The sequence below is a fragment of the Paludisphaera borealis genome, from assembly GCF_001956985.1.
GTDB classification, from domain to species: domain Bacteria; phylum Planctomycetota; class Planctomycetia; order Isosphaerales; family Isosphaeraceae; genus Paludisphaera; species Paludisphaera borealis.
Map to the genome: position 1 here is coordinate 50,348 of NZ_CP019082.1, position 25,864 is coordinate 76,211.

At 65.4% G+C, this 25,864-nt stretch carries 20 protein-coding genes; 12 read left to right on the top strand and 8 right to left on the bottom strand.

Features of this window, described 5'->3' with window-relative positions; all coding sequences use genetic code 11:
- Positions 1 to 69: 69 nt before the first annotated feature.
- Positions 70 to 1,545, top strand: a complete 1,476-nt coding sequence (locus BSF38_RS00250; protein ID WP_076342932.1) for an aldehyde dehydrogenase family protein — start codon at positions 70 to 72, stop codon at positions 1,543 to 1,545.
- Between the two features lie 93 nt (positions 1,546 to 1,638).
- On the opposite strand, the gene serA is transcribed toward BSF38_RS00250, so the two are convergent.
- A complete protein-coding gene (serA, locus tag BSF38_RS00255; RefSeq protein ID WP_076342933.1) occupies positions 1,639 to 3,273 on the bottom strand; it encodes a phosphoglycerate dehydrogenase in 1,635 nt (544 codons plus the stop codon).
- 110 nt (positions 3,274 to 3,383) lie between these two features.
- On the bottom strand, positions 3,384 to 4,541 hold the full coding sequence (locus BSF38_RS00260) for a pyridoxal-phosphate-dependent aminotransferase family protein (RefSeq protein WP_076342934.1): 1,158 nt from the start codon (positions 4,539 to 4,541) through the stop codon (positions 3,384 to 3,386).
- Between the two features lie 489 nt (positions 4,542 to 5,030).
- On the opposite strand from BSF38_RS00260, the gene BSF38_RS00265 reads away from it, so the two are divergent.
- From BSF38_RS00265 to BSF38_RS00285, 6 genes are all read left to right on the top strand, one after another.
- Positions 5,031 to 5,552, top strand: coding sequence for a hypothetical protein (locus BSF38_RS00265; protein WP_076342935.1), 522 nt, complete (start codon positions 5,031 to 5,033; stop codon positions 5,550 to 5,552).
- Between the two features lie 304 nt (positions 5,553 to 5,856).
- Positions 5,857 to 6,087 carry an antitoxin family protein gene (locus BSF38_RS00270; protein ID WP_076342936.1) on the top strand — a complete coding sequence of 77 codons (231 nt, stop codon included), beginning with the start codon at positions 5,857 to 5,859 and terminating at the stop codon, positions 6,085 to 6,087.
- Positions 6,084 to 6,491, top strand: a complete 408-nt coding sequence (locus tag BSF38_RS00275) for a type II toxin-antitoxin system VapC family toxin (RefSeq protein WP_076342937.1) — start codon at positions 6,084 to 6,086, stop codon at positions 6,489 to 6,491. Before BSF38_RS00270 ends, BSF38_RS00275 begins: the two co-directional genes overlap by 4 nt.
- A 103-nt stretch (positions 6,492 to 6,594) precedes the next feature.
- A complete protein-coding gene (locus BSF38_RS31135; protein ID WP_168189281.1) occupies positions 6,595 to 6,735 on the top strand; it encodes a hypothetical protein in 141 nt (46 codons plus the stop codon).
- A 735-nt stretch (positions 6,736 to 7,470) separates the two neighbouring features.
- The gene (locus BSF38_RS00280) at positions 7,471 to 8,520 is read left to right on the top strand and encodes an NAD(P)/FAD-dependent oxidoreductase (protein WP_237170676.1); all 1,050 of its coding nucleotides are present in this window, start codon (positions 7,471 to 7,473) and stop codon (positions 8,518 to 8,520) included.
- A gap of 125 nt (positions 8,521 to 8,645) precedes the next feature.
- Positions 8,646 to 9,389 carry a class I SAM-dependent methyltransferase gene (locus BSF38_RS00285; RefSeq protein WP_076342939.1) on the top strand — a complete coding sequence of 248 codons (744 nt, stop codon included), beginning with the start codon at positions 8,646 to 8,648 and terminating at the stop codon, positions 9,387 to 9,389.
- Positions 9,390 to 9,462: 73 nt separating this feature from the next.
- Here BSF38_RS00285 and BSF38_RS00290 read toward each other — a convergent pair whose 3' ends face one another.
- Positions 9,463 to 10,329 (bottom strand): helix-turn-helix domain-containing protein, encoded by an 867-nt coding sequence (locus BSF38_RS00290; protein WP_076342940.1) that lies wholly within the window; start codon positions 10,327 to 10,329, stop codon positions 9,463 to 9,465.
- A gap of 681 nt (positions 10,330 to 11,010) precedes the next feature.
- Here BSF38_RS00290 and BSF38_RS00295 point away from each other — a divergent pair.
- Positions 11,011 to 11,781: an IS4 family transposase gene (locus BSF38_RS00295; protein WP_168189282.1), complete on the top strand. Its 771-nt coding sequence runs from the start codon at positions 11,011 to 11,013 to the stop codon at positions 11,779 to 11,781.
- 341 nt (positions 11,782 to 12,122) lie between these two features.
- Positions 12,123 to 13,832 carry an ABC transporter permease gene (locus BSF38_RS00300; protein ID WP_076342942.1) on the top strand — a complete coding sequence of 570 codons (1,710 nt, stop codon included), beginning with the start codon at positions 12,123 to 12,125 and terminating at the stop codon, positions 13,830 to 13,832.
- Between the two features lie 28 nt (positions 13,833 to 13,860).
- Here the strand turns inward: BSF38_RS00300 and BSF38_RS00305 are convergent, their stop codons facing one another.
- Both BSF38_RS00305 and BSF38_RS00310 read right to left on the bottom strand, forming a co-directional pair.
- Positions 13,861 to 15,333 (bottom strand): sensor histidine kinase, encoded by a 1,473-nt coding sequence (locus tag BSF38_RS00305; protein WP_076342943.1) that lies wholly within the window; start codon positions 15,331 to 15,333, stop codon positions 13,861 to 13,863.
- Entirely contained in the window at positions 15,330 to 16,028 is a 699-nt protein-coding gene (locus BSF38_RS00310; protein ID WP_076342944.1) for a response regulator transcription factor, read from the bottom strand. Before BSF38_RS00310 ends, BSF38_RS00305 begins: the two co-directional genes overlap by 4 nt.
- Positions 16,029 to 16,240: 212 nt before the next feature.
- On the opposite strand from BSF38_RS00310, the gene BSF38_RS00315 reads away from it, so the two are divergent.
- From BSF38_RS00315 to BSF38_RS00325, 3 genes are all read left to right on the top strand, one after another.
- Complete coding sequence (locus BSF38_RS00315) at positions 16,241 to 17,119, top strand: class I SAM-dependent methyltransferase (RefSeq protein WP_076342945.1); 879 nt, start codon at positions 16,241 to 16,243, stop codon at positions 17,117 to 17,119.
- A gap of 355 nt (positions 17,120 to 17,474) precedes the next feature.
- Positions 17,475 to 18,566, top strand: a complete 1,092-nt coding sequence (locus BSF38_RS00320; protein WP_076342946.1) for a YncE family protein — start codon at positions 17,475 to 17,477, stop codon at positions 18,564 to 18,566.
- Positions 18,567 to 18,707: 141 nt separating this feature from the next.
- Positions 18,708 to 19,382 carry a dioxygenase family protein gene (locus BSF38_RS00325; protein ID WP_076342947.1) on the top strand — a complete coding sequence of 225 codons (675 nt, stop codon included), beginning with the start codon at positions 18,708 to 18,710 and terminating at the stop codon, positions 19,380 to 19,382.
- Positions 19,383 to 19,852: 470 nt separating this feature from the next.
- On the opposite strand, the gene BSF38_RS00330 is transcribed toward BSF38_RS00325, so the two are convergent.
- From BSF38_RS00330 to dusB, 3 genes are all read right to left on the bottom strand, one after another.
- Positions 19,853 to 22,420 (bottom strand): bifunctional YncE family protein/alkaline phosphatase family protein, encoded by a 2,568-nt coding sequence (locus BSF38_RS00330; RefSeq protein ID WP_210405665.1) that lies wholly within the window; start codon positions 22,418 to 22,420, stop codon positions 19,853 to 19,855.
- A 263-nt stretch (positions 22,421 to 22,683) separates the two neighbouring features.
- Positions 22,684 to 24,219, bottom strand: coding sequence for a HEPN domain-containing protein (locus BSF38_RS00335; protein ID WP_076342949.1), 1,536 nt, complete (start codon positions 24,217 to 24,219; stop codon positions 22,684 to 22,686).
- 540 nt (positions 24,220 to 24,759) lie between these two features.
- Positions 24,760 to 25,851 (bottom strand): tRNA dihydrouridine synthase DusB, encoded by a 1,092-nt coding sequence (gene dusB / locus BSF38_RS00345; RefSeq protein ID WP_237170677.1) that lies wholly within the window; start codon positions 25,849 to 25,851, stop codon positions 24,760 to 24,762.
- Between the last annotated feature and the right edge of the window lie 13 nt (positions 25,852 to 25,864).

Sequence of the window (25,864 nt, forward strand, 5' to 3'; positions counted from 1 at the left end):
CCTGCGAGCGGCGGACGCGTTTCCCTTCCTCTCTCCGATCCGCCCGGACATCATCGAAAGGGAGTGTGCATGGCCACTGTCACCAAACCGCGAAAGAAAGCGGCGGCGTCTCATCAGACGAAGCTGCTGATCGACGGCAAGTTCCGCGACAGCGTGAGCGGCAAGACGTTCGCCACGATCAATCCGGCGACGGAGAAGGAGATCGCCCAGGTCGCCGAGGGGTCGGCCGCCGACATCGACCTCGCGGTCAAGGCCGCGCGGAAGGCGTTCGACTCCGGTCCGTGGCGGACGATGGACGCCCGCGACCGCGGCCGGCTGCTGTACAAGCTGGCCGACCTGGTCGAGCAGCACATCGACGAACTCGCCGAGCTGGAGAGCCTCGACAACGGCAAGCCGCTCAAGGAGAGCCGCAACGGCGACCTGCCGCTGGTCGTCGACTGCTTCCGGTACTACGCCGGCTGGGCCGACAAGATCACGGGCAAGACCATCCCCGTGCGCGGGGACTATTTCTGCTACAGCAAGCGCGAGCCGGTGGGCGTGGTCGGCCAGATCATCCCCTGGAACTTCCCCCTGCTGATGGTCGCCTGGAAGTGGGGCCCGGCGCTCGCCGCCGGCTGCACGGTCATCCTCAAGCCGGCCGAACAGACCCCGCTGACGGCCCTCCGGCTGGGCGAGCTGGCGATGGAGGCGGGGTTCCCCGCCGGCGTGATCAACATCGTCCCCGGCTTCGGCGAGACCGCCGGCGCGCCGCTCGTGGCGCATAAGGGGGTCGACAAGATCGCGTTCACCGGCGAGACCTCGACCGGCAAGCTGATCATGAAGAACGCGGCCGACACCATGAAGCGGGTGACGCTGGAACTCGGCGGCAAGAGCCCGAACATCGTGTTCGCCGACGCCGACATCGACGCGGCCGTCGACGGCGCGATGCTCGGCCTGTATCTCAACCAGGGCCAGTGCTGCTGCGCCGGCAGCCGGCTGTTCGTCCAGGATTCGATCTACGACAAGATGGTCGACAAGCTGGCCGAGGCCACCAAGAAGCGGAAGGTCGGCGACCCGTTCGCGGACGACACCGACCAGGGGCCGCAGATCGACGAGAACCAGTTCAAGAAGATCCTGTCGTACATCGACAAGGGCAAGGAGCAAGGCGCCAAGTGCGTGACCGGCGGCGAACGGTCGGGCACCGAAGGCTACTTCATCAAGCCGACGATCTTCTCCGAAGTGAAAGACGACATGGCGATCGCCACTGACGAGATCTTCGGGCCGGTGATGCAGGTGCTAAGGTTCAAGGACGTCGAGGAAGTGATCAAGCGGGCGAATACGACCGACTACGGCCTCGCCGCCGCCGTCTGGTCGCGCGACATCGGCAAAGCCCACGCCCTGGCCGACCGGATCCGCGCCGGCACCGTCTGGATCAACTGCTACGACGTCTTCGACGCCGCCGCGCCGTTCGGCGGCTTCAAGTCCAGCGGCATCGGCCGCGAACTCGGCGAAGCCGCGCTCGAGAACTACACCGAGCATAAGACCGTCACCGTCGCGCTGAAGTGAGCCGAGCGGGAGCGGTGGACTAAAACGAACACCCACGTCCTCCCGTTCGGAGGTCGTGGGTGTTTTGCGTTGCACGACGACTTCTGACTTCTCTCAGGCGCTCAGCCAGCTCGGCAGCTCGCCGGGGGCGGGGAGCTTGATGAGGCTGATGCTGATGACGTCCTTGTGCTTGCGGACGGCGTCGAGGGCCGCCTCGTCGGGGACGCTGTCGAGGTTGACGACGCCGATGGCCTCGCCCCCCTGCTGCTCGCGGCCGACGTTCATCTGGGCGATGTTGACGCCGTGGTCGCCGAACGTCTTGCCGATGAAGCCGATCAGCCCCGGGCGGTCGTGGTGGGTGAAGATCAGCATCGAGCCGTCCATGTGGGCGTCGAGGTGGTACGAGCCCAGGCGGACCAACCGGAGGAACTGCTTGCCGAACAGGGTGCCGGCGGCGACGTAGGTCTTCCGCTCGGTCGTCACCTCGGCCTGGATCAACGTGCCGAAGTCGCCCGGCGCCTCGGCGGTCTGCTCCTCGATGATCAACCCGCGCTCGCGGGCGAGCGGCAAGGCGTTGACGAGATTGACGGACTGTTCGAGGGCCGATTCCATCAGGCCGGCGGCGAATGCGGCGGTGATCAGCTTGGTGTTCTTGAGCGCGACTTCGCCGCGGTAGATCAGCCGGGCCTTGGTGATCGCGCCGCGGTCCATCTGCGTGTGCAGCATGCCCAGCCGCCAGGCGAGGTCGAGATAGCTCTTGAGGTCGGCCAGCTCGGCGCGGTCGAGCGTCGGCGTGTTGACCGAGAACTTGACCTGGCCGCGAATCAGGTAGTCGCAAAGCAGCTTGGCGGCCTCGACGGCCACCGACACCTGCGCCTCCTCGGTCGACGCGCCGAGGTGGGGCGTGACGACCGTCTTGGGATGGATGACGAGCGGATCGTCGACCGCCGGCGGCTCGGCTTCGTAGACGTCGATCGCCGCGCCGGCGGCCTTGCCGGCGTTAAGCGCTTCGATCAGCGCGGCCTCGTCGATCAGGCCGCCCCGGGCGCAGTTGATGATCCGGGCGGTCGGCTTCATTGACGCGATCGCCGCGGCGCTCACGACGTGCCGGGTCTCGGGGGTCAGCGGGGTGTGAAGCGTGATGAAATCGCAACGCGGCCAGAGGTCTTCGAGCCGGCTCACGCTCTCGACGCCGTGCTCCAGGGCCTTCTCGGGCGACATCAGCGGATCGTAGCCGATCACCGTCATGTCGAACCCGAGCGCCCGCTTGGCGACCGCCAGCCCGACGCGGCCGAGACCGACGACGCCCAGCGTCTTGCCCTCAAGCTGGGTGCCGGTGAGGCTGTTGCGATCCCACTTGCCGGCCTTCAGGCTTTCATTCGCCTTGGGGACGTTGCGGGCGAGCGAGAGCATCAGCGCCAACGTGTGTTCGGCCGTCGAGACCGTGTTGCCCCCCGGCGTGTTCATGACCACGATCCCCTGGCGGGTCGCGGCGGGGACGTCGATGTTGTCGACCCCGACCCCCGCCCGGACGATCGCCTTGAGCCGGGGCTGATCGGCCAAAATCTCGGCCGTGAGCTGCGTCCCGGACCGGATCGCGATGCCGTCGGCCTCCTTGAGCGCCTCGCGGAGGGCCTTGGGGTCCTTGGCCAGCTTCGTGTCGATGATCAGCTCGACGTCTTTCTCGGCCCGCAGAAGCGCCAGCCCTTCCTCGGCCAGCTTGTCGGTCACCAGCACGCGATACGGCACGCTGCACTCTCCCTGAAACTCGTTGGGGAAAAAATCTCGAATCGCGGGCGAGCCGGCCGAGATCGTCGGCGACTCGCCCGCCTTGTCTTCTGGCGAGGGGCTTGGCGGGATCAGCCGACGTTCGCGGCGGCGCGCTGGCCGATCAAGACCTGCTGCGCGGCGGTGACGCCCTTGCCCGGCTCGACGTCGAAGCCGAGTTCGGCGAGCGTCATCTCAAGCGCGGCGAGGGCGGAGATCACGTCGAGTTCGTCGGTGTAGCCCATGTGGCCGATCCGGACGATCTTGCCCTTGATCTTCCCCTGGCCGCCGACGGTGGTCACGCCGAACCGCTCGGCCATCTTGTTGCGGATCTGCGAGTCCTTGAAGCCCTCGGGGACGCGGAACGCCGTCAGCCCCTCGGCCGGCTTGGCGCTGAAGAGTTCCAGCCCGAGCGCCTGGACGCCCGCCTGGCAGGCTTCGCTCATCCGGGTGTGCCGCTTCCAGACGTTCTCCATCCCCTCTTCGCGAATCCGCCGCAAGGCCGTCCGCAGGGCGAGGATCAGCGTGTGGGCCGGAGTGTACGGGGTGTCGAACTCCTTGGCCTTGCTCCGCGCGGCTTTCAGATTGAAGTAATAGCTGTGCGACTCGAAGGCGTCGATCTTGGCCCAGCCCTTGGTGCTGACGGTGATGAACGCGAGGCCCGGCGGCAGCATGAGCGCCTTCTGCGACCCGGCGCAGAGGACGTCGATCCCCCACTCGTCGGTCCGGCACTCCATCGCGCCCACGCCCGAGATGCCGTCGACGACGAAGATGGCCGGCGTCTGGGCGACGACCTTGGCGACGGCCTCGATCGGGTGGCCGGTGCCGGTCGACGTCTCGGAGAGCGTGCCGAACACGGCGACGGTGTCGGGATGCTGGCGGAGCGCCTCGGCGACCTTCTCGGGGTCGACGGTCTGGCCCCACTCGGTGTCGATCGTCACCACGTTGATGCCGAACGCCTTGGCGATCGATCCCCAGCGGGCCGCGAAGTGGCCGGCGTTGAGCACCAGGGCCTTGCCCCCGGGCGGCACCGTGTTGACGATCGCGGCTTCCATCGCGCCGGTGCCCGAGGCCGTCAGGATCATCACGTCGTTCTGGGTCTGGAAGACCTCCTTGAGGCCTTCCGACACCTCGACGATCACCTGCTTCGCCTCGTCGGAGCGGTGGTGGATCACCGGTCGGGCCAACTCGAGCAGCACGTCTTCGGGGACCATCGCCGGTCCCGGCGTCATCAATCGCGGCTTACGCATCGACTCTTTCCTTACATTGTCAAGCGGATCGCGGGACCGGGCGCCCTCGCGACGAAGTCAAGGGACTATTTTAGTCGGACGACGCGATTTCGGTAAGGGACATCCTCGCCCACCCCCTCCCCCGTTGCGTTTTCGCCATCATGACCGATACCAATCGTCGATCGGTCCGGAGGGTGCCGCCGCGCCCACGCCGAGCCGGCCTAACTCCAGGCGGCCTACGGCGGTGAGCCTCAAGAAAGCGCTACGTCCTCGTTTTTCCGTCCCAACCCTTGGCGTTGCCGGTCATGGCGAGTTCGTGAAGCGAGGGCAGACGGCGAACGGACTTGGCGGTAGGAACGAGTCATGTGAATCGGAGTACGCCGTCGTCCGGATGTGAGTCTGCACGACGGCCCTTTTTCATGCGCGGCGCAACGACGCTCCAGGATTCGCACTACATAGGCGATTAATCAAGCGCCAATCCTGCGAAAAATGCGATACTCGCGAGGCGAGATGCCGAAGTCCGCACTCGTCGGAGAGTTGATTGCTTTTCAGGGAATCGCGCGTTCCCTGGAAAGGCTCCCTCTGCACGGCTCCAGGGGGCAGGAGGGCTGGGAGATCGAATTGCTCGGAGAGGCCGTAGGGAAGGCCTACGCCGCAGCGTTCGATGCGTTCAGGCGGAGCCGTGTTGCAGATCGGCCCGTCGATTCGATGCTGCCATCGATATCCAACCCGGGGCCGGACGAAGGGGGCGATTTCCAGGAAGATGACGGCCGGGAAAGTCTTGAGGCGGAGGATTGCCACAAGGACGGGGATGACCGGTCTGACGTCGCGACGTCCATCCTGGACGAAGCCCTCGCCGCAGGTTCCTTCGACTATTTGTTGGGAATAAGATGCATTCCGGGCAAGGGCTTCGTCATGTCAGAGTCCAATCCCAAGAACCGGTTCCCACTCGCGCTTGACCTACCGCTGTTGCTGGCGAATCGAATTCGCGAGGTTTATGGAAAAAGGGCGGCTCCCCGCTCGGCTTCCTGATCGATCGGGAAAAAAACAGGGGCATAGCGATTTTATTCGCAGCCAGCCCCCCCCCCGCATTGACACGACTCTGTTATTTTATATATCTGTATTTTTAACTCCTTATATCGTGATCATAACCAGGCTCGTTGAATCGGCGACAGGTTTTGCACGACATGAGACGGTCCAGACGCCTCGACTTGCTCACGGCTGCTACGCACGGCTTCGAAAGCCGAATCCGTGGGCGCCAGGCGGACTGAGCCGTAAGAGACGCGCCGAGCTGGTACAATGACGGAAAGTCCCCCAACCTCAAAAGGGATCCGCCATGAAGACGATCCATGCCATCTATGAGAACGGCGTCTTTCGCCCGACCACACCAGTGGATCTGGCCGAAGGGAGCGAAGTCACCATTGAGGCCAAGAGCGTCGTACCTGCGTCCAGCGGACCGGGCGAATCCGATGAAGAGAATATGGCCGCCGTCTACGAGATCCTGTCCCATAGTTACGAGACGGGCGAGACCGACCTGGCGGCTCGGCACGACGAGCACCAGCCGTGAATCCCAACACGGCCTTTCTCGACACGGCGGGACTGATCGCCGTTTGGAACGCGGACGATCAGTGGCATCCCCTCGCAAAGCCCGTGTTCGCTGGCCTGGTCCGCTCGAAGTCCAGCCTGTTGACGACGAGCCTGGTCTTGATGGAATGCGCCAACACCGCCGCGCGACGCCCGTTTCGCAACGACGTGATCCTCCTGCGGGACCGACTCAAGACGGCTCGGATGCTCATCGACCCGACCGAGGACGACCTTGAACAAGCCTGGCGCGCTTACGCTCGGGGCGAGGCCGGGCAAGCCGGGATCGTCGATCATGTCTCGTTCGTCGTGATGCGGCGTCTGGGTCTGACTCAAGCATTCACCAACGACGCCCATTTCCGAGCGGCCGGGTTCGTGACGTTGTTCTGACTCGCGCCGAAAAACGGGAGGCGGGCGGCATGACCGAGCGGTTCGGGTCCTCACGGTGGAATAATCCCGGAACCAACCGAGCCACCGAGGAGGATACACGCTCATGAATCCGACGCAAGTCGTCGTGGAAGGAACGCTGAAACCGGACGAGTCGCTGGAAGTCGCCGAGACGCTCGGCCCTCCGAGCCGCCAGGGCCGAGCAGAAATCGGCCGAGACCGGACGAGGGAGGCGATCGACTTCTAGATCAACGCAAGGCGGTACGAGTGGGCTCGGCCGCAATCGGATCAGGAGCCGCCACCTCGCTCGTCTTCGGGCTTTCACCCAAAGCCCCCAGAACCCGTCAAAATATAAGAGTGACCCCGTTCCTGCTGACCCCGTTCCTGCTGCCCCGTTCCTGCTGTTCGTCAAAATATAAGAGTGACCCCGTTCCTGCTGTTGCCCCCGTTCCTGCTGTCCTCGTCCCCTCACTCGTGGTGGCTCAGAGTCCTATGGCACGCCCTGCGAGCCGCCGGTTCTCCAAATCGGGGTCCGCCGTCCGGGTGACGAGTCGCCGATGCCCGACAAACAGACCTGATTCGGCCTAACATGGCCTGCCGCCGTCGAGCGGAGATTCGCCAGGAGTCGCCGCGAACGGTGATCGGGATCGCCCGACGGGCGCGGCCGACGCTTCCCGCCGGACCGCGTGCCGGGATCGGCGTGGCACCGCTAAAACTCCCAACCCGTCCCCTCGATCGGGCGTAGACCGCAACTTCCTGCAACAGGGTGGCAGGAACCTGGAAGATCCACCCCGTCTCGTCCCTCTATGATCCCAGCAACGTGGTCAAAGGGAAATTCGGCTGCTGGCGAGGTTGGAAAGCGAGCACGTCGACGTTCCTTGCGCCCTGCCTTGCGGAGGCTCGGCTGACCGTTGGACGCCGCGGAACACGGGGGAGTTTCGGAATGACCGACGAGACGGATGAACGAATCGAAGGCGATCGAATGTCCCGCCGGCAGGCCGTCGCCCTGGCGGCGGGCTCGGCCGGCATGGTCCTGGGAGTCGGAGCCGTGGAGGCCCAGGAAAAGGCCCCGACGGCGAGGCCGATACGTCGGTTCGACGTGGTGGTCGTCGGAGGAGGGCCGGCCGGGCTGAGCGCCGCACTGGTGCTGGGGCGGGCCTGCCTGGAAGTGCTGGTCTGCGACTCGGGCAAGGGCCGCAATGCCCCGGCGGCCGGCGTCCACGGCTTCCTCACGCAGGACGGCACCCCGCCGGCCGAGTTGCGCCGGATCGGCCGGGAGCAGCTCCGGCCGTATGAGGTCGCCTTCCGCGAGGAGGCGGTCGTCGATGCCCGGAAGGCCGGGGGCGGCTTTGAGGTCACGCTCGCCGAGGGCGACGTCGTCGCCTGCCGCAAGCTGATCCTGGCCACTGGGCTGGTGGACGCGCTGCCCGAGATCCCCGGCCTGCGTGAGTTGTGGGGCGTCGGCGTGATCCACTGCCCTTACTGCCACGGCTGGGAGCACCGGGGCCAGCCCTGGGCCGTCCTCGCCCCGCCCGAGGAGGCCGTCGAGCTCACGACGCTGCTGCTCGGCTGGACCCACCAATTGACCCTGCTGACGGACGGCCCGTCCGCGCTCGTCCCCGAAGACAAAGCCTGGCTGGAGGAGCGCGCCGTCGAGGTGGTCGAGGGCCGGGTCGAGCGGCTGGAGGGGGACGGGGGACGGCTCCGGGCGATCCAGCTCGACGGGGGCCGTCGGCTGGAGCGGGAAGTTCTCTTCGTGCGGACCCGGCTCCGGCAGCCGTCCAACCTGGCCGAGCGGTTGGGGGGCGAGGTGGTCGCCGACGGTCCGAAAGCGGGCATGGTGCGGACCGACCCGTTCGGGGCGACCAGCGTGGAAGGCCTCTACGTCGTTGGGGACGCCTCCGACGCCGGCATGCCAAGCGTGGCCTCGGCGGTGGCCGAGGGCTCGGTAGCGGCAGCCATCGCCAGCAAGGCGATCTTCACCGAGGACGCCCGCCGGCCCGCAAGAGGCGGGCCGGCGCGCCGGGAATGATCCCAAGGAGCCGCCGGACGTGATGGTGCAGGTGGCTCTGGCCGGAGAAGCCGGCCCGCGCCGCCGAGCGGGAGTTCCCTCGCCCGCTCTAACACAAGCTTGCGAAACGAATGAGGTGATTCACTATGAACAAATCAATGCTTCTGTCTGCATTTTTTATTACGGGAGCGGGAGGAATGATGGGGTGCCAGAAGCCCACAGAGAGCGCCGCGCCGTTCGTCGAGAGCAAACAGGTCGCCGAGCAAGGTCTTGAGCAAGAAGGAGCGAACATGCACGGAGAGCACGGACATCACCACGGTGGCTTCGACGATCCCAAACTGTTCGAAACGCGGTGGAACGACCCAGATCGCGACAAATGGCAGCACCCAGAGGAGATCGTCGCGGCTCTTGCCCTGACGCCCGGAGCGACGGTGGCAGACATCGGCGCGGGGACGGGCTACATGGTGGCGCACCTGAGCGAGGCGGTGGGGGAGCGCGGCACGGTGATCCCGATCGACGTCGAGCAGGCGATGATCACGTATCTGACGAGGCGCGGCGAAGAACTGGGACCAGCCAAGATCGTGCCCCACAAGGCGAGAGGAGACAGCCCGGAGCTACATGACGACAGCGTGGACGGCGTGATCACATTGAACACCTGGCATCACATCAAGGGGCGAGAGGCCTATGCCAAGAAGGTGTATGCGGGGTTGAAACGTGGGGGGAGATTCGTGGTGGTGGATTCCGAAGTCGACGCGGAGTCAGGGCCGCCGAAGGAGATGCGGCTCGCAGCAGGGCGGGTCGTGAAGGAGCTTGAAACGGCCGGCTTTCGCGCTGAGATCGCGCGCGAATCGATGCCGCAGCACTATATGATCGTAGGTTATAAGGATTAGGCGTTGCTCCTGTGGGGAGCCCCGTCCGACCTCTCCACGCCACACCACGCTCGCTCTGCCAGCAAGATGATCTTCACTGTGGACGCCCACCAGCCCGCGAACGGTGGACCAACGCGCCGGGAGTGACGCCCAAAAGCCGCCGGAAGTGGTGGTGCAGGTGAGACTGGCTGGAGAAGCCGACCCGAGCCGCCGTCTGTGCGATGCCCGCGCCGCCGAGCAGGAGTGCCCTCGCCCGCTCGACCCGGCGGCGGATGACGTACTGGTGGGGCGTCGTCCCGGTGGCGGCCCGGAACCGGCGGGCGAAGTGGTACGGGCTCAGGCCGGCGACGTCGGCGAGCCGGCTGAGCGACAGGTCGCCGTCGAGGCGGCCCTCGATGAGGTCCGTCACCCGCCGCAGTTCGTGGTCGGACAAGCCGGCCACGCTCGGGGGCGGGAGCGGGCCATCGTCGGCGTATTGCCGCAGCAGGTGGACGGCCAGGGCGGTGCTGAGGGATTCGGCAAGCAACGACGGCCCGCCGCCCGCCTCGGCCTCGTCGGCGAGCTTGCGGGCGACCTCCCCAGCGAAGGTGTCCCGCCGCACCGCCGTCGGTCGGAGGCGGCCGGCGTCCAGACCCGCCCGTGTGGCGACCCGATCGAGCAGGCTGGTCGAGTAGCGCACCGAGACCGCCTCGAACGGCCGGTCACAGCGGACCAGCGTGGGGACGAAGGCCGGCGTCAACACCATGTCGCCCGACGTCGGTCGGCCCGAGTAGGCGCGGCCCTCGCCCATCTGCCACTCGACGTGTCCGGGACTGGAGAGGAACAGGGTGACTTGATGGAAGTCGTGGGCGTGCCGGCCGCGCACGACGGGCCTCAGGGGCGACGAGCGGCTGACGACCATCCCGTCGGCAAGCCGCCCGTCGCCCTGTCCCAGCGAAACGATGTCCAGAGCCTCGCCCATCGAATCCTCCCCATTCCGTCCGCCGATCAGCGAGCCAGCCTCGCCGAGGCCGTTTCCGGGCCAAAGGCCAGCCCAAGCCGAACCTCGTCACCCTATCCTACGGACCGATTCAACTAAACGGCCGCTCCCACGTCGCTGCCATTTGCGATACAGAGGTTGGCCGCCCCTGAAATGGCTGGACGCAACCATCTCGAACGGGAGACTCTTCAGTCTCATTGTTTGCGTCATTTCTTGTCGCCTGTTTTCGCCAGACAGACCCAGTCCCCTCTCCAGCGTGTCTGGCTTCTTGACCTGACCACTCGGATTTATTGAGGTTTTAGGCTGAAGTTTTGCAAGACGATTGGTTTTCGTTATCGATTGGCGATCACACTAGATGGGCCCACTGCGAAGGGTTTGCGTCGATGAGCATTTCCTTGAGATTGTTTCGATCGGCGCCCTCGTCGTTGCGAAAGCCCGGCAGCCGTGGTTTTCGGCCGAAGAATCAAAGGGGTCAGGAGCGAATGGCGCCAGGATAACGTAAGCTTCAAGAGGGCTTGGGATTGAGCCAAGCGACGTGGCGAGCGAGTACAGCGACCTCCTTGGTTGGTAACGTGGTGGTACTTCAACTCCACCTGTCACCTCGTCAAAGAGGTCGCCGTGATTCAGTCTACCCCCACATGTCCTCGTCACCAATTCGTATCCTTGCGAAACGAACTTGGTCGGCGGCAGGGACTTCCCTTCCTCAAGTTCCTTTCTCGGGATCTCGTCGAGGCGGCTTGCCGGCGATGCAACCACTGCTGGCGGGAGCGTCTCTACACCCCTTGGATCACCTTGAGCATCTTCCTCTCCCAGGTCCTCTCCGACGACCACTCCTGCGACGACGCGGTCGATCGGTTCCAGAAGTTCCGCTTCGACCAGGGGCTCGCCGCCGTCGCTCCCGAGACCGCCAGCTACTGCGAGGCCCGGCGGCGGTTGCCCGAGGGGCTCGCCTGGAACCTGGTCCGCCGCACTGGGCGTGCGAGCCATCAGAGAGCCGACGATCCTTGGCTCTTTCACGGGCGGGCGGTGAAGATCCCCGACGGGTCCACCGTGACCATGCCGGACACGCCGGAGAACCAGGCGGCGCACCCACAGGCGACGTCCCAGGAGCCCGGCGTCGGGTTCCCGATCGCCCGCATCCTTGTGGTGTTCAGCCTGGCCGTGGGAACGGTGCTCGACGCCGTGTTGGGGCCGTACCAGGGCAAGCAGACCAGTGAACTGGCCCTGCTCCGTCAGATCATGTCCGTGTTCCACCAGAGCGACGTCGCCCTGGCCGACCTGTTCTTTTGCTCATACTGGGTGATCGCCGCCTTGCAGGCCCGCGGCGTCGACGTGGTGGTGCGTCCAGATGGCGTGCGAGAAGCTCGTGAAGGCCAGTCCTTGTCGCGCGCATCGCGTCATGACGTGTCGATGCGCCTCAAAACCGGCTCCTGATCCCTTTGTGACTCGCGACGTCTGCCGACTTCTCTGCCAACGCCGACGGCCAGGCCCTTCCCAAACCGTACGCGAGGGCTTCGAAAGCCCTCGTGGATAGCTTGGAACGTGTTTTCGATCCCGTCCTCGGCAGTTCGGTGAGAGAGGTCTGGCGCGGATCGGCGGTATGGTCAAAGGCCTTGGTGGATTGCGTACCGGCCTCCCCCGGGATCGGAAGGCTCTTGCCCCCGGAATACTTTGCGATATAAAGTTGATCCGGATTGGGTCCGGTCGAGACCACGGCCCGGCCTCCGAACCAACTCGTAGACCCTTGCTCCGTGTGGATGCGGGAGGCCGCCCCGATGGCGACGCGCGGATGGCCGGGACTAGGTCCGGTCTTCGCCTATGAATGGCTGACGGCCTCGCGGCGCTGGCAGTGCTATGGGCTGCGGTCGTTGCTGGTCCTACTGCTCTTGTTCGGCCTATCGGCCGTCTGGCTGGGGAACCGCGACGGTGCGGGGGAGTTGTCGGTCCAGCAGATGGCCGAGGTCGGACGGGCGTTCTACGCCGTGACGACGCTGATACTGCTCGGGCTGGTGGGCCTGGCGGCTCCGGCGGCGACGGCCGGGGCGATCTGCTTGGACAAGGCCCGGGGAAATTTGACCCTGCTGCTGGCGACCGACCTGACCGACGCCGAGATCGTACTAGGCAAGCTGGCGCCGCGACTGGTACAGGTGCTCGGCCTGATCGCCTGCGCCGCCCCGGTGTTGGGGCTGTCGACGCTCCTCGGCGGCGTCGCCCCGGCGATGACGACCGGTGCGATCCTGGTATGTCTGGCCTGCGCCGTCTTCGGCTGCACGCTGGCGCTGACGCTGTCCGTCTGGGGCCGGAAGACGCACGAGGTGCTGCTGGCGACCTACGCCTTCGGCGTCTCCTGGTTGCTGGCTGCCCCGATCTGGGCGGTCTTGGTCTCGAACCTGCCCACATGGGCCCGGTCGGCCTGGCTGCCGAACTACTTGGCCCTGCTGCCCTACAACCCCGTCTTCCTCGTGCTCGCCCCACTAAACGCCCCGGCGGCGCTCGGCCCAGTCGGGCTTGCGACGCAGGCCAGGTTCTGCGCCCTCGGGCTCCTGACCTCGGCGCTTCTGGCCGTCGCCGCGACTTGGCGGATCCGGGCCGTGGTCATCCGGCAGGCTGGCCGGGTGGAGGCGATACGTCGAGCGGCCCGCCGAGGCCCGCTCTACCGGCTCGTCCGTTTGCTGCCGTCTCCTTCGCTCGACGGCAACCCGGTGCTCTGGCGCGAGTGGCATCGGCGGCGGCCGTCGCGCTGGTCGGTCGCCGTATGGGGCCTCTTCGGCGTGCTCTCGAGTGGGTTCAGCCTCTGGGCGATCGTCGACACGCTCGACGGCGCCGGGCCAGGCGGCCGAGAGCGGGCCGGGGTGATCGGCGGCGTGCAGGTGGCCGCCGGGCTGCTGCTCCTGAGCGTCTCGGCCGCGACGAGCCTGGCCGAGGAGCGCCAGCGCGGCAGCCTCGACGTGCTGTTGTCGACTCCGCTGTCGACCCGGTCGATCGTCCTGGGCAAGTGGTGGGCCGCCTTCCGCGGCGTCCCGCCGCTGGCGATGTGGCCGGTGCTCATCGCCGGGGCCCTGGCGACGCACACCGGATTCCCCCTCGCCCCGGCGCTGATCGGCGGCTTGGTCCTCGCCTACGGCGCCGCGATCACGAGCCTCGGCCTGGCCCTGGCCACGTGGCTGCCTCGGATGGGCCAGGCCATCGGCCTGACCGCCGGGCTCTACATCATCGTGCTGATCGGGGCCGTCCCAGTTGGGATGAACTTCTTCGGCGCAAGCCCCAAAGCCGCCGGCGCCGGCTTCGCCGCGGCCAGCCCGTTCTGGGGCGTCGGCTTCTCCAGCGCCATGTTCGGCGGCGCGGCCGGGCCAAGGCATGACATCGAGGAGCAGTCCGCCTGGCTCGTCCTCTGGATCCTGGCATACGGCCTGGTCGCGTTCGGCTTGATGCTGGCTACGCTGAAGACGTTCAATCGCTGCCTCGGCCGGATCGACGATACTTAGCCGTCAACGCCTCTTCCCCGCCAACCCGCTATCCCGAGGTCGGGCGGACCGGCTCGGGGTGATCGATGACCGCCGTGGCGAAGCCCGACGCCGGCACCCGAGGCAGACGGAGTAGGAAGCGACTGCCACGACCCGGCTCGCTCTCCACGGCGATCGCGCCTCCGTGCGCCTCGGCGATGCGATGGGCGACGGCCAGGCCCAGCCCGACCCCCGCATGACCGAGCCGGCGGGCCGACTCGGCGCGATAGAACGGCTCGAAGATGCGCGGGAGTTCCCCATTCGGGATGCCGCCCCCGCGGTCTTCAACCGATAACGCGACGGCGTCGGGCTCGCTCCAGGCGCGGACGACGATCGGCGTGCCGGGCTCGCTATATTTGCATGCGTTCTCAAGCAGATTGTCCAGCAACTGGCCGATCAGCGGCTGGTGCGCCCGGGTCCAGGGCGGGTCTCCGTCGCACCCCTCGAACCGGAGATCCGCCGCCCGGTCGTGGCCGGACCAGGCGCGGAGGTGGTCGGAGGCCCACGCGGCGAGATCCATGCGTTCCAGGTTGGGCAGTTCGGCCTCGGCGTCAGCCCGCGCAAGGAACAGCAGCGCCTCGATGACGCGCCAGAGTCGGCCGGCGTCGTCGTGGAGCCGGTCCAGCACGCGCTCGTGCTCATCGACGGTTCGCCGGCGACGGCGGGCGACCTCGATCGCGGCGATCAGGGCGGCCAGCGGCGTCCGGAGCTGGTGGGACGCCTGTCCGGTGAACTGCTTCTGCCGTTCCAGCGCCACATACAGGCGGTCGAGGAGCCCGTTGAAACTGCGGGCGAACTCCTCCAGCTCGTCGCGCGTTCCGGGGCTGGGCAGCCGGCCGTCGTCGAAGGGCATGCTGCCGGCCGACTCCGCCATAAGCATCAGCGGGGCGAGGGCGCGACGGGCGAAATGACGACCGATCACCGCGGCCAGCGTCCAGAGTCCCACCGAGATCAGCGGCAGGATGGCCGCCAGCCATCGGATCTCGGCCTCCACCGGCTCGATCGAGGACCACGCGGCCAGCACCCGGCTCGGCCGCTCGTGGGCCGTTGCGCCCTTGTGCTCGTCTCGCGGCCGCCGCTCCGGGCGACGTCCCTCGCCTTTCGCCTCGGGCGATCCGCCATGCGGGCGTCCGCCGCCGATCTTCCTCGCCAGCACCCGCCATCGAAGGCCGTCGGCCCCCTCGATAGTCGTCGCCACGTCGATCGCGAGGGGGCCGAGGTCACGGCCGTCCAGGACCATCGGCCGTCCGACGCCCGGCGTCCCCTCCGCCCTCCGCCCCGACTCGTCGTAGATGGCCCAGGTCACGCGTCCGGTCTGCCCTTCGGGGCGATCCGGGAAGCGGTCGAGCGTCGCCTCCAACTCCTGGTCCAGGGCGAGTCGGAGACGCAGCCCGGCGAGGTAGTACAAGGATGCGGAGAACCCGCCGAGAGCCAAAGCCAGGGCCACGAGGAAGGCGACCGAGACGCGCGTCACGAGACTCATGGATGCTCCTCCGCGGGAAGAGGAGGATCGCCGAGCAAATACCCCCGGCCCCGAACCGTCTGGATCAACCTGGGCCCCCACGCCTCCAGGGTGCGGCGCAGCTCTTTGATGTGAACGTCGAGCGTGTTGGAGGCGAAATCGTAGTCCTCGCCCCAGACGTGCCCGTAGATCCGCCCCCGCGACAGGATCTCGTCGGGATGGCGGAGAAAGAAGACGAGCAGGGCCAGCTCCTTGGCTGTCGGGTTCAGAGGATGGCCGGCCCTTTCGGCTTTCTGTAACGCCAGATCCACGCGCACGTCGCGATAGGAGAGCGTCATCACCTCGGCCGGGCGTCCGCGACGGATCAGGGCGCGAGCGCGGGCTATCAGTTCGTCGAACGCGAACGGCTTGCACAGATAGTCGTCGGCGCCGCCGTCCAGGCCGCGCACCCGATCGCTCACCGCGTCGCGCGCCGTGAGGAAGAGCACGGGTGAGTTCCCCCCCTCGCGGCGGTAACCTTCCAGCACTTCCAGTCCGTCCGGGCCGGGCAGCCACCAGTCGAGGATGACGAGATCCCATTCGCCGGCCCGCAACGTCTCCCGGGCCGAGTCGCCATCGGCGACGTGCGAAACGGTGAAGCCTTCGTCCGACAGCCCATCGACGATCGATCGGGCGAGGCTCGCGTCATCCTCGATCACCAGAACCCGACCCGCCACGCCACCCCCTCCGATCCCTCACGATGAGCGGAACATCCTACTCGCATCTCATCACAACCGGTCGGGCCGCAGGAGTCCAGCGGGCGATGATGAACTGGATTTTAGGTGAGGTCGCGGCCGGTCTCCGGAACTCCATCGCCGAGGTTCATCGGGCGACGGGGCTTGGTCGCCGATTTCCTACTCCAAAAGATCTTCAGTTGAGAGGAAGAACGATGATTCGAACTGCGATCGTGATCGTCACCCTGATCGGGACCGCCGTCCTGCCCCAGCGAAGCTCGGCGCAGCAGACGGCGCGGACGGGCCAGGGAGGCCCGCAAAACCCACTTCTCCAGGCCTTCGACACCGATCACGACGGCGCGCTCTCGGCGACCGAGATCGATGCGGCGGCCACAAAGCTTCGAGAGCGCGACGCCAATCAGGATGGCAAGTTGACGGCCGACGAACTGCCTCGGGGGACGGGCGGCCGCGGCGGCGCCGGCCGTGGCGCGGGGGTCACGGAGGTCGACGGCGAATTGAGCAAGCCGCCGCTGCCTCTGGACGACGGCGAGAAGCGGATCCTCGCCGCGATCGAGCAGGCCCGCGGCGGTGAGCGGTACGCGAATGTCTCGACGGCCGACGGACGACTGCTCCGCCAACTCGCCGAATCGCTCGGGGCCAAACGGATCGTCGAGCTTGGCACATCGACCGGTGAGTCGGGGCTCTGGTTCTCGATGGCCTTGCGCAAGACCGGCGGCAAGCTCCACACCCACGACCTCGACCCCGGCCGGATCGCCGTCGCGCGTAAGAACTTCAAGACGGCGGGCGTCGAGGACCTCGTCATCATCACCGAAGGCGACGCCCACCAAACCGCGCCGCGGAACAAGGACCCGATCGACATCCTGTTCATCGACGCGGAGAAGGAGGGATACGACGCCTACCTCAAGGAACTCCTACCTTACGTCCGTCCCGGCGGACTGATCATCGCCCACAACATGAAGCGACCGGCGCCCAATCCGCGCTATGTCGAGGCGATCACCACCAGACCTGATCTGGATTCGTCGTTCGTGCTCATGGACGGCGCCGGGCTCGGGATCACCCTCAAGAAACGTTGAGGCTGGGAGCGGGACGTTGCGGAGACGCGCCCACGCCCCGGTCGTCGCGGATCTCGCCGTCGAGACGGCGGTGCCAGAGCGAGGCGATCGGCCATGGGAGGGAGACGCCGCGACCATCCCGGAAAAGAACTTCACGACGGGGACGAACGATCCGGCTCGACCCGCGCGAGCCCCGATCCCGCGTGCGACGATGAAGAGGATTTTAAGGTTTCTCACCGCCTGAGCGAGGGGTCCGTTCGCTAAAATCCCGGGGCGCCCCTCCCTATCCACGCCTGGATTTCGGGGAAGACGACAAATTGAGACGGCATCGCTGATCTGTTCCGAGAGGTCGCCCATGTCAAGAAGGTGAAATCACATGAGACTGATAATCCGGCTGATTCTACTCGTACTGGCTCTGTCCGGCGCCGCGCCGGGCGAGGAGAAGTCCCCCTCCACGTTGCTGGTCTTGAACAAGGGGCATCGGGGTTCGACCCGGCCGAGCGAACTCGCCATCGTCGACCCGGCCACTGGCCACGTGACCGCCCGGATTCCTACCGGGATGGAGTCCCATGAAGTGGCCGTCACTCCCGATGGGAGGCTGGCCGTGGTCACCAATACGGGCCCTTATTCCGACCCAGGCCACACCCTTTCGGTGATCGACCTGAAGGCCCGAAAAGAGATCCATCGCGTCGATCTCGGCCCGCTCCCGAACCCTCACGGGATCGCCTGGCACGACGGCAAGTTCTACTTCACCGCCGAGGGCGCAAGGCTCATCGCACGATACGACCCGGCGACGGACTCCGTCGATTGGATGATGGGCGTCGGGCAGAATTCCATTCACATGCTGGTTTTCAGCAAGGACGGAAAGAAGATCTTCACTGCGAATCGCGGCTCGGGGTCGGTCGGGGTGGTCTCGCCTTCACCCGTCGGGGGGCCTGGCGGCGGTCGTCCCGGCGGCCTGAGTGGCGAAGCTCCCGGCGGCGGTCCTGGCGGGGGCCGTCAGGGTGGCGGCCTTGGAGGCCGTAGTCCCGGGGGGCCGAGCCAGGTCCTCATCCCGGTGAAGGCAGGCCCCGAAGGTATCGACGTCACGCCTGACGGCGCGCAGGTCTGGGTCGGCTGCCGTGGCGCGATCTCGATCATCGACGCGGTCGGCGACCAGGTCATCGGCACCATCGAGACCGGCGGAGGCGGCGTCAACCGAATCAAGTTCGCGCCCGACGGCAAGCGGGCGCTCGCCACCCACATGGGGCCGTTGATCGTGCTGGACGTGGCGTCGCGTAAGGAAATCAAGCGAATCGACACCGGCGGCGGCGGCTCGAGCATCCTCATCACGCCCGACGGCAAGCAAGCCTACATCGGGATGACCGAGAAGGACAAGGTCGCCGTCGTAGACCTCGACAAGCTGGAGGTCGTCTCGACGCTCGAAACCGGCGAGGGACCGGATGGCATGGCATGGGTCGGACGGTGACGCGTGGCAGGCGTCGCGCCGCAACCGCCCCACCTCACGCCCCTCCCCGCCAGCGACTGCTCGGCGGGCGACGATGAAGCGGAATTTAGGGATTCCGAACGTCCATTCCAGATCCAATCAACGAAGCGGAGCCCATATCCCATGTCCACGCATTTCTTCAAAAGCAATCGACGCCATTTCCTCGGCGCGCTCGCCCTCGGCGCCTCTTCCGCGTTCACCGTCCGAGGCGCCTTCGCCGAGGAATTGACCCGGACTCCGACCACGAACGAGGGGCCGTTCTTCCCGAACAAGCTCCCGCTCGACACCGACAATGACCTGTTGATCATCAACGACGCGATCACCCCGGCGGTCGGCGAGGTCACGCACCTTAGCGGCCGGCTCCTCGACGCCAAGGGCGCCCCGCTGCGCAACGCCGTCATCGAGATCTGGCAATGCGACAGGGACGGCATTTACCTCAAGCAGCACACGCGGGACGGCGACCCGTTCGACACGAACTTCCAGGGATACGGGCGTTTTCTGACCAGCTCGACCGGCGAATACTACTTCCGCACGATCAAGCCGGTCCCCTACCACGGCCGCCCCGCGGCGCACATCCACGCTCGGATCTGGAAGGGGGACAAGAAGCTGCTCACGACCGAGTGCTTCATCAAGGGATCTCCCAAGAATGAGCAGGACGGGCAGTTCAAGCAGATCCGGGCCCGCGACCCCAAGGGCCACGAGACTCTTTGCCTGGATTTCGCCGCGATCAAAGGGTCGAAGATCGGCGAACTCGCTGCGAAGTGGGACATCGTCCTGGGATACAGCCCGGAAGCCTGAGCCGAACGATTCGTCGCGGCCGATCTCCGGTAGTCCGTGGAGCAACGTGCCGAAACCATTTCGTTCGACTTCCTGGCTCAGCTCCGCCTACTCGTCGCCGAGAAACACCGGGTTCCGTGGCGGTCAGGACGACGACCTCGACGTTCGAAGTAGAAAACAGGGACTTAGCGCGGATGTCATTTGGGTTGCAGACAGTCATGAAAACAGGCTGTCGCAAGCATGCCTTCTCCCGCAAGGTGGAGAAGGGAATCCGGCTCCGACCCGTCTGCAACTCAAATGCAAATCCCTTAAGAATCTGAAAGTAGCGCGTGACCGAGCCGTCTTTCCCTCGGGAGTGCGGGAGCTTGCTCCCGCGCCTGCCCCCCCATGCGGCGGCAAGCCGCCGCACTCCACTTCATTCGCGGTTGGACGTCGACATATCGTTCTTTGTTTCGCGGTCGTCACGTCGTCGGGCCGCGCCGTCTCGACGCTTAATCATCGTCATCGTCCGCGAGGCCGATCGCCCATGCCGGGTAGGGAATCGCTGAACCTTTCCGCGCCCGCCACAGGATGCGATTGAGAGTATCTTCCGGCGCCTTGTCGACCTCGCGGAAATTGAGCTGGGCGGAGAGGACGGCGTCTTCTCTGAGGACTTCATCCCGGATCGCCTTGGGATCGGGGTTCATTTGGTCCAGCGGAACGCGGTTGGCAACCGAGTCGAACGGCCTGAAATCCGGTTTGTCGATGAAACAATCGAACATCGGCGTCGCGCTGGCGTCGAACTGGTTCATCGGCGGCAGCCCGAGGATCTGCTCGATCGTGCGAATGACGCTCGTCGTGTTGTACTGTGTGCTGACCACCGCGTTGCGCTTCGCATAGGGACTGACGCAGTACGCCGTCGTACGATAACCGCTGACATGGTCCCAGCCGGCCTGGGGATCGTCCTCGATCGCGAAGACGGCCATCTTGTCCCAGAATCGGGAATGGCTGAGGGCCTCGACGATTCGCCCTAACGCCAGATCATTGTCCGCCATGCACGAGGCCGGGGTGGGGCTGCCGGGGCTCGTGCCGCTGGTGTGATCGTTCGGCAGGCAGATGATCACCAGGTTCGGATATTCCCCTTTCTTCTCGAATTCCCTGAGCTCTCGGATGACGAAGTCCGCGCGATACTGGTCGGGGACCGCCATTTCCCAGCCGACGTAGTCCGTGGGAGAGAAGGGGCGAATGGACTCCACCGACGGCTCGCTCTGAAAAACGACCTCCGTGGACTCACCCTTCCAGGTGCGGTAGCAGGCGAGATAATCGGGCACCCCCTTCCTGGTCGCGTCGCGCCAGCGAACCTTCGGGCCCATGAACTCGCCGTAATTGCGGATCGTCTTCTTATGGGCGACGACGTTGTCCCACAAGAAGCCGGCGGGAGAATAGGCCAGGGCGTCCTTATCGTCCTCTCCCATGCCGTCCGGATAGCTTCGCGGGAACCCGGCGAAGCTCTTCTCCATGTAGTCGGTGCCGAAGGCCGTCGTGCTCCACTGGTGGCCGTCCGCGCTCAGGATTCCGGCGCAGTACGTGTTGTCGAGGAGGACGAATTCGTCGACCAGCTTGTGCTGATTCGGCGTGACGTCCGCTCCGAAGATGCACAGGTCGGCCTGACCTCGACCGCGCTTGTGTGCGCCGAGGACCTGATCGTAGGTCCGGTTCTCCTTGATCACATAGACGACGTGCTGGATCAGGCTGGGCTCGCCGATTCGCTCGGGAACGGCCCGCGGCGGCTGGTTCTCGCGGGCCGGCAGCGCCGCCTGGGCGATGGCGCCGCGACGGAGATTCCTGGCGGCCCGCTCCGAGAGCTTGGGCAGATCCTCTTTGGAGGGCAACGGCATCAGCGACACCGATCCATGATAATGATGCGAGTTGAAACCCTTCTTTCCGTCCTTCTGCGTCTTCGGAAGAAGCGGCAGCCCCTTGATGTTGGCCACGCACAGCGACTTGCGGCGTGCGTCGAACGCGATCGCCCCCGGAAACCAGCCGGCGGGGATCAGGCCTTCGAGCTTCGTGTCGCCTTTATCGTCAGGATCGAAGTGAAAGACGGCGACGGCGTTCTGCGTCCCGTTCGCGACGAACAGCCTGCGGCCGGAATCATCGAACGCCAGCGCATTGGGCGTCGCCCCTAACAGATCGGACGGCTTGTTCTTCGCCCACACCGTCTCGACGACCGCTTCCCGGGCGACGTCGATCAGGCTCAGGTGATCGCTCCCCGCATTGGCGCAGACGACGAACCGGCGGTCCGGCGAGACGGCCAGTGCCGAGGCGTGCAGGCCCGTCAGCAGTTCCCGCGAGACGCGGTTCCCCGCCAGATCAATAATGCTCACCGAGCCCTCGCTGGCGATGTACCGGACCGGATCGACGTGCACTTCCGTTCCCTGCCCGGCCGGTCCGGTCAGATCGCCTGAACCGGGACGTCGCCCCCCCCAATTGCTGACGAAGGCTTTTCCAGCCACCAGCACGACGTCGTAGGGAGCGACTCCCACATCCCAGGAGCGGAGCAGCGCGCCATCGGCGGTGTTCAACTCCAAGAGCTTGTTGGAAAGATTGCCGCACACATAGAGGCGAGCGTCGTCGTCCGACATCGCCAATCCGCTGGGGATCTCCGGCTTGCGCCGCGGCGCATTCGCCTCCGGCAGATGGAAAACCTGCGCGGGTTGAATCGCGCCATCCTCCGCCACGGCGAAGACCTTGATCGATCCGTCCACGTTGCTCAGATAGACGCGCTTCCCGTTGTGCGAGAACGTCAATCCCGTGTAACTGACTTGGCCCTTGCGATCCGGATTGAGGATGTTCGGCGAAACCACGGCCGGCGGTTTCTGCTGGTCCTCGCCGGGAAGAGCGACACGTTGCACCACCTTGGCCTGATCGATGTCGATCACGAGCAGCTCGCTCGTTTTCCCCGATACCAGAAGACGCTTGCCGTCCGGCGACAACGCCAGCGCCTGAGGACGCAGGCCGGCCAACTCCACCTGCCGGCCGTAGGGGGTGAGGACCTGGTTGACGGGCGTGCTGATCACGTCGTCTCGCCATCGTCCGACAAGATCCGTGGTCCTCTCAATCGCGGCTTCTTGACCAAGGGCCGTGGACGCCACGACCATCCAGCACATCAGACTCCAGCCACGGACCATAACTTCCTCCGGAAACGCAGTTTTGTGACGAGGGAACCCACCGGCGGCGGGGGAAATCGGCGTCGGCCGTCATGCCGCAGTCCCGGCGGCGACAGCCCCCAGGAAACTCATGCTGTAATAAGGGCTCACGACCATCGCCGGCGACTCATCCGTTAAGGCTCTTCAGCATTCCCTCGATCGACTTCGGCGTGGATATCCCGGTACTCGACTTTGCCTTCAGAATCGATAACTGCCTCGCAGTTTCCCACGATCCGATCAAAGTTGATTCCGTTGGCCTCCGCCACCTCGCTTGAGGCACTAAACCAAAGAGCTACCACACATTCATATCCAGGAAAGCCAATATCGTTTATATCGTATTCATCGACTGCAAACAAATTGGCGTTCGCCTCCCCAATGGCACTTTTGAACTCGTCTGAGTCTCCAATCTCGTGATAAGTTTCCGCAATTCTTGCATCAACGGCGGCATACCGATCGATCTCGGAAAGGACGAGAAGGTATTCGATATATCCGGACTCAACAAGGACCAGCAGCTCCTCTAGTATGGGGAGCGTCGCCTCTATGGTGTTCAAGGGGATCTGGGATCCGGGACCGTGAACGATGCTGTTGCGCAGTCTACGCACCTTGTTGTACTCGTCCAACATCAAACGGTCCAAGATCCCGAGCTTGACCAACTCTTCTCCAGAGTGTTGCATCCTCCTCGGCCTTCCCTGCGCCTCAGCACGACGCTCGATTGCGGATTCCAATTGCTGCCAGTCGCTGATGAACTCACCGATTGTTGCGTTTACACGTCGGGCAACACTCTCCGCAACAGCTTCGGCATCCTCGGCCGGCACCTTTACCTTGGACAGTTTCCTGATCGCCTCCTGAAGCTTCGGCTTCACCTCGCCGATCAGTTTCTCGATGTCGCCGAGGTCACTCCGAGTCATCAGGGCGTTGTGAGCGACCTTACACCGCAGATCGTAGAGCCTCTCCCATCGGGCCTTCAGGTAGCCGTCCTCGCAAGTAACGAATTCGCCGAAGTATCGCTTCCAGTTCGACTCTGGGATGAACTCCTGAAGGGCCTTCGCATCGTCCTCGCTCTTCACGTCCTTGAGCTTGGCGTACATATCCTGCGGCGTCTTCTTTGAGTAGGCCGTGAACAGGAACTCGCCCAGATGGATGAAGTCCACCGTGTAGAGGACGTTCAAGTAGTCCTTCTGCTTGCTATTCCTGACAGCGTCCTCTACCGCTTTCGGCAATGTCTCGATTGCCCATTCACGCCCGACAGTAACCAGCATGAAGTTGGCGATCAACTGCCGCATCAGGCTCTCGATCTCATGGATCTGCGGGTACGCCTTGCGGGCGTAATGTGCCGACAGGTCGTCCCAAAGCGTCTCAGTCTCTCCTTCGGCCCGCCGGACCGCTCCGCGCACCGTCTTCAGCAGCGAGTTCAACCTTTCGAGCGCCTCGCTGTCCGCGTCCGGATCTCCGTCCCAGGTGAAGCGCAAATGGAAGTACCGCTGCTTCTTTCGCGGGACCTCGCCATCGAAAAGCTGGAAACCGCAGGCGCGTTGATCTTCGTACCAGATGTCACCGCCCGAGATTCTAATTTTAGAATCCACCTGCAGCAGACGGATGAAGCCTGCAGCAGAGTCGCAGAAGGTGTCACTCTGGCGAAAGATGGCTAGGTACTCGATCGTGATCGGCATTGCCGGTCTACCTTTAGCGTGACGAGTCATTCCTCGGTAGTGATGGCGCTCGCTATGGCGACCCCGCCTGCGCAGCTGATGCTGATGAATCCGCCCGTGATCCCGCTTTGATCGGCGAATTCCTTTACTTCGACGCTCAGCCGAACGAGCGATGCAACGAAGCTATTCTCATGTTTTGACGAATTATGGGGTCTTTGCGCGAAGATTCGAAAACAAGCGAAGCGGCGGATCCTGATCCCGTCGGGAGCGATGCCACTCGTCACGCACGGCATCGATCTCCTCGCTGGTCCGGAATCCGGCCCCGGTCGCTCTCCGCTCGGCCCCGGCGACTTGAAGGGCCCGGCCTCTCGGCGGCTCCCCGCGAGCCGTCCGGCTTCGGCGCTCCTTCCACGAGGATCTGTGTGGGGGGGCATAATCGTGCATTCGGCTCAACGAATCGGGATGACACCCACTTTACATTGTATCACTCAATCGGCAGAGCTGCGAGATTGCCGTCCCCGCGACGATTCATCGTGTTTCGGCTCTCGGGTCAAATACCGTCTACCACTTGTCGATCGGCCCAGACGGCACCGGCACGTGGGCCTCGAAGTGGCCGGGCAGCGGCGCGCTGGGGCCTTCGGACCGCATCTCGGCGACGGTTTCGTCGAAGACGGCCGAGTTGCGGAGGTTGATCAGTCGGAGGTACAGCGGCTTGGGCATGCGCGTGAAATGCATGTACCACTTGAGGATCTTGCGGAACTGGAGGCAGGCGTAATGCTCGCCCCGGCGTTCGAGCAGGCCGTGGAAGTGGGTCGACATGAAGTCGACGCGCTCCTCGAACGACGGGTCGGGGCCGGGCTCGCCGGTGCGGCGCCAGCAGTCGAGCTGGCGGAAGAAGAACGGGTTGGCGAGCGCGCCCCGGCCGATCGCGATCGCGTCGCAGCCGGTGTCGGTGAACATCGACGCCGCGTCGGCGATGGAACGGATGTCGCCGTTGGCCACGATCGGCATCGATTCCACCGCCTCGCAGACCGCTCGGATGCCGCTGCGGTCGACCGTTCCGCTGAAGCCCTGGGCCCGGGTCCGGCCGTGGATGATGACCGCCGCGACGCCGATTTGCTCGAACGACCGGGCCAGCGCCGGGGCCGACAGCGATTCCTCGTCCCATCCCAGCCGCATCTTGACCGTGACCGGGACCGACACGGAGCGGACGACGGCCGAGACCAGCTCGACGGCGCGGTCGGCCTCGCACATCAGGGCCGATCCGCCGCCGATCCGCACGACCTTGCGGACCGGACACCCCATGTTGATGTCGACGATCGTCGCGCCTTTGGCCTCGACGATCCGCGCCGCCTGCTCCATCTCGGGGGTGACGTGGCCGTAGATCTGGATCGACAGCGGTTTGTCGGCCTCGTTCGTCTCGGACAGTTCGAGCGACCGGCGGCGGTTCTCGATCAGCGAACGGGCGTTGACCAGGTCGGTCGTCGCCAGCCCGAGGCCGCCGCATGAGCGCACGGCCAGCCGGAAGGCGAGGCTCGTATAGCCGGCCAATGGGGCGAGGAAGAACCGCGATTGCAGCGTCACGTCGCCGATCTTCATGGGTTCGCCGACGATCGGCGGCACGGGCGGGTACAATGGTTCGTGGATGGGCAACGATCGACTCCAA

Excerpts from the sequence above, each read along its gene's own strand:
- BSF38_RS00250 (WP_076342932.1), top strand. The coding sequence starts at position 70 with ATGGCCACTGTCACCAAACCGCGAAAGAAAGCGGCGGCGTCTCATCAG.
- BSF38_RS00260 (WP_076342934.1), bottom strand. The coding sequence starts at position 4,541 with ATGCGTAAGCCGCGATTGATGACGCCGGGACCGGCGATGGTCCCCGAA.
- BSF38_RS00265 (WP_076342935.1), top strand. The coding sequence starts at position 5,031 with ATGCCGAAGTCCGCACTCGTCGGAGAGTTGATTGCTTTTCAGGGAATC.
- BSF38_RS00270 (WP_076342936.1), top strand. The coding sequence starts at position 5,857 with ATGAAGACGATCCATGCCATCTATGAGAACGGCGTCTTTCGCCCGACC.
- BSF38_RS31135 (WP_168189281.1), top strand. The coding sequence starts at position 6,595 with ATGAATCCGACGCAAGTCGTCGTGGAAGGAACGCTGAAACCGGACGAG.
- BSF38_RS00280 (WP_237170676.1), top strand. The coding sequence starts at position 7,471 with ATGTCCCGCCGGCAGGCCGTCGCCCTGGCGGCGGGCTCGGCCGGCATG.
- BSF38_RS00285 (WP_076342939.1), top strand. The coding sequence starts at position 8,646 with ATGAACAAATCAATGCTTCTGTCTGCATTTTTTATTACGGGAGCGGGA.
- BSF38_RS00290 (WP_076342940.1), bottom strand. The coding sequence starts at position 10,329 with ATGGGCGAGGCTCTGGACATCGTTTCGCTGGGACAGGGCGACGGGCGG.
- BSF38_RS00300 (WP_076342942.1), top strand. The coding sequence starts at position 12,123 with ATGGCGACGCGCGGATGGCCGGGACTAGGTCCGGTCTTCGCCTATGAA.
- BSF38_RS00305 (WP_076342943.1), bottom strand. The coding sequence starts at position 15,333 with ATGAGTCTCGTGACGCGCGTCTCGGTCGCCTTCCTCGTGGCCCTGGCT.
- BSF38_RS00315 (WP_076342945.1), top strand. The coding sequence starts at position 16,241 with ATGATTCGAACTGCGATCGTGATCGTCACCCTGATCGGGACCGCCGTC.
- BSF38_RS00320 (WP_076342946.1), top strand. The coding sequence starts at position 17,475 with ATGAGACTGATAATCCGGCTGATTCTACTCGTACTGGCTCTGTCCGGC.
- BSF38_RS00325 (WP_076342947.1), top strand. The coding sequence starts at position 18,708 with ATGTCCACGCATTTCTTCAAAAGCAATCGACGCCATTTCCTCGGCGCG.
- BSF38_RS00335 (WP_076342949.1), bottom strand. The coding sequence starts at position 24,219 with ATGCCGATCACGATCGAGTACCTAGCCATCTTTCGCCAGAGTGACACC.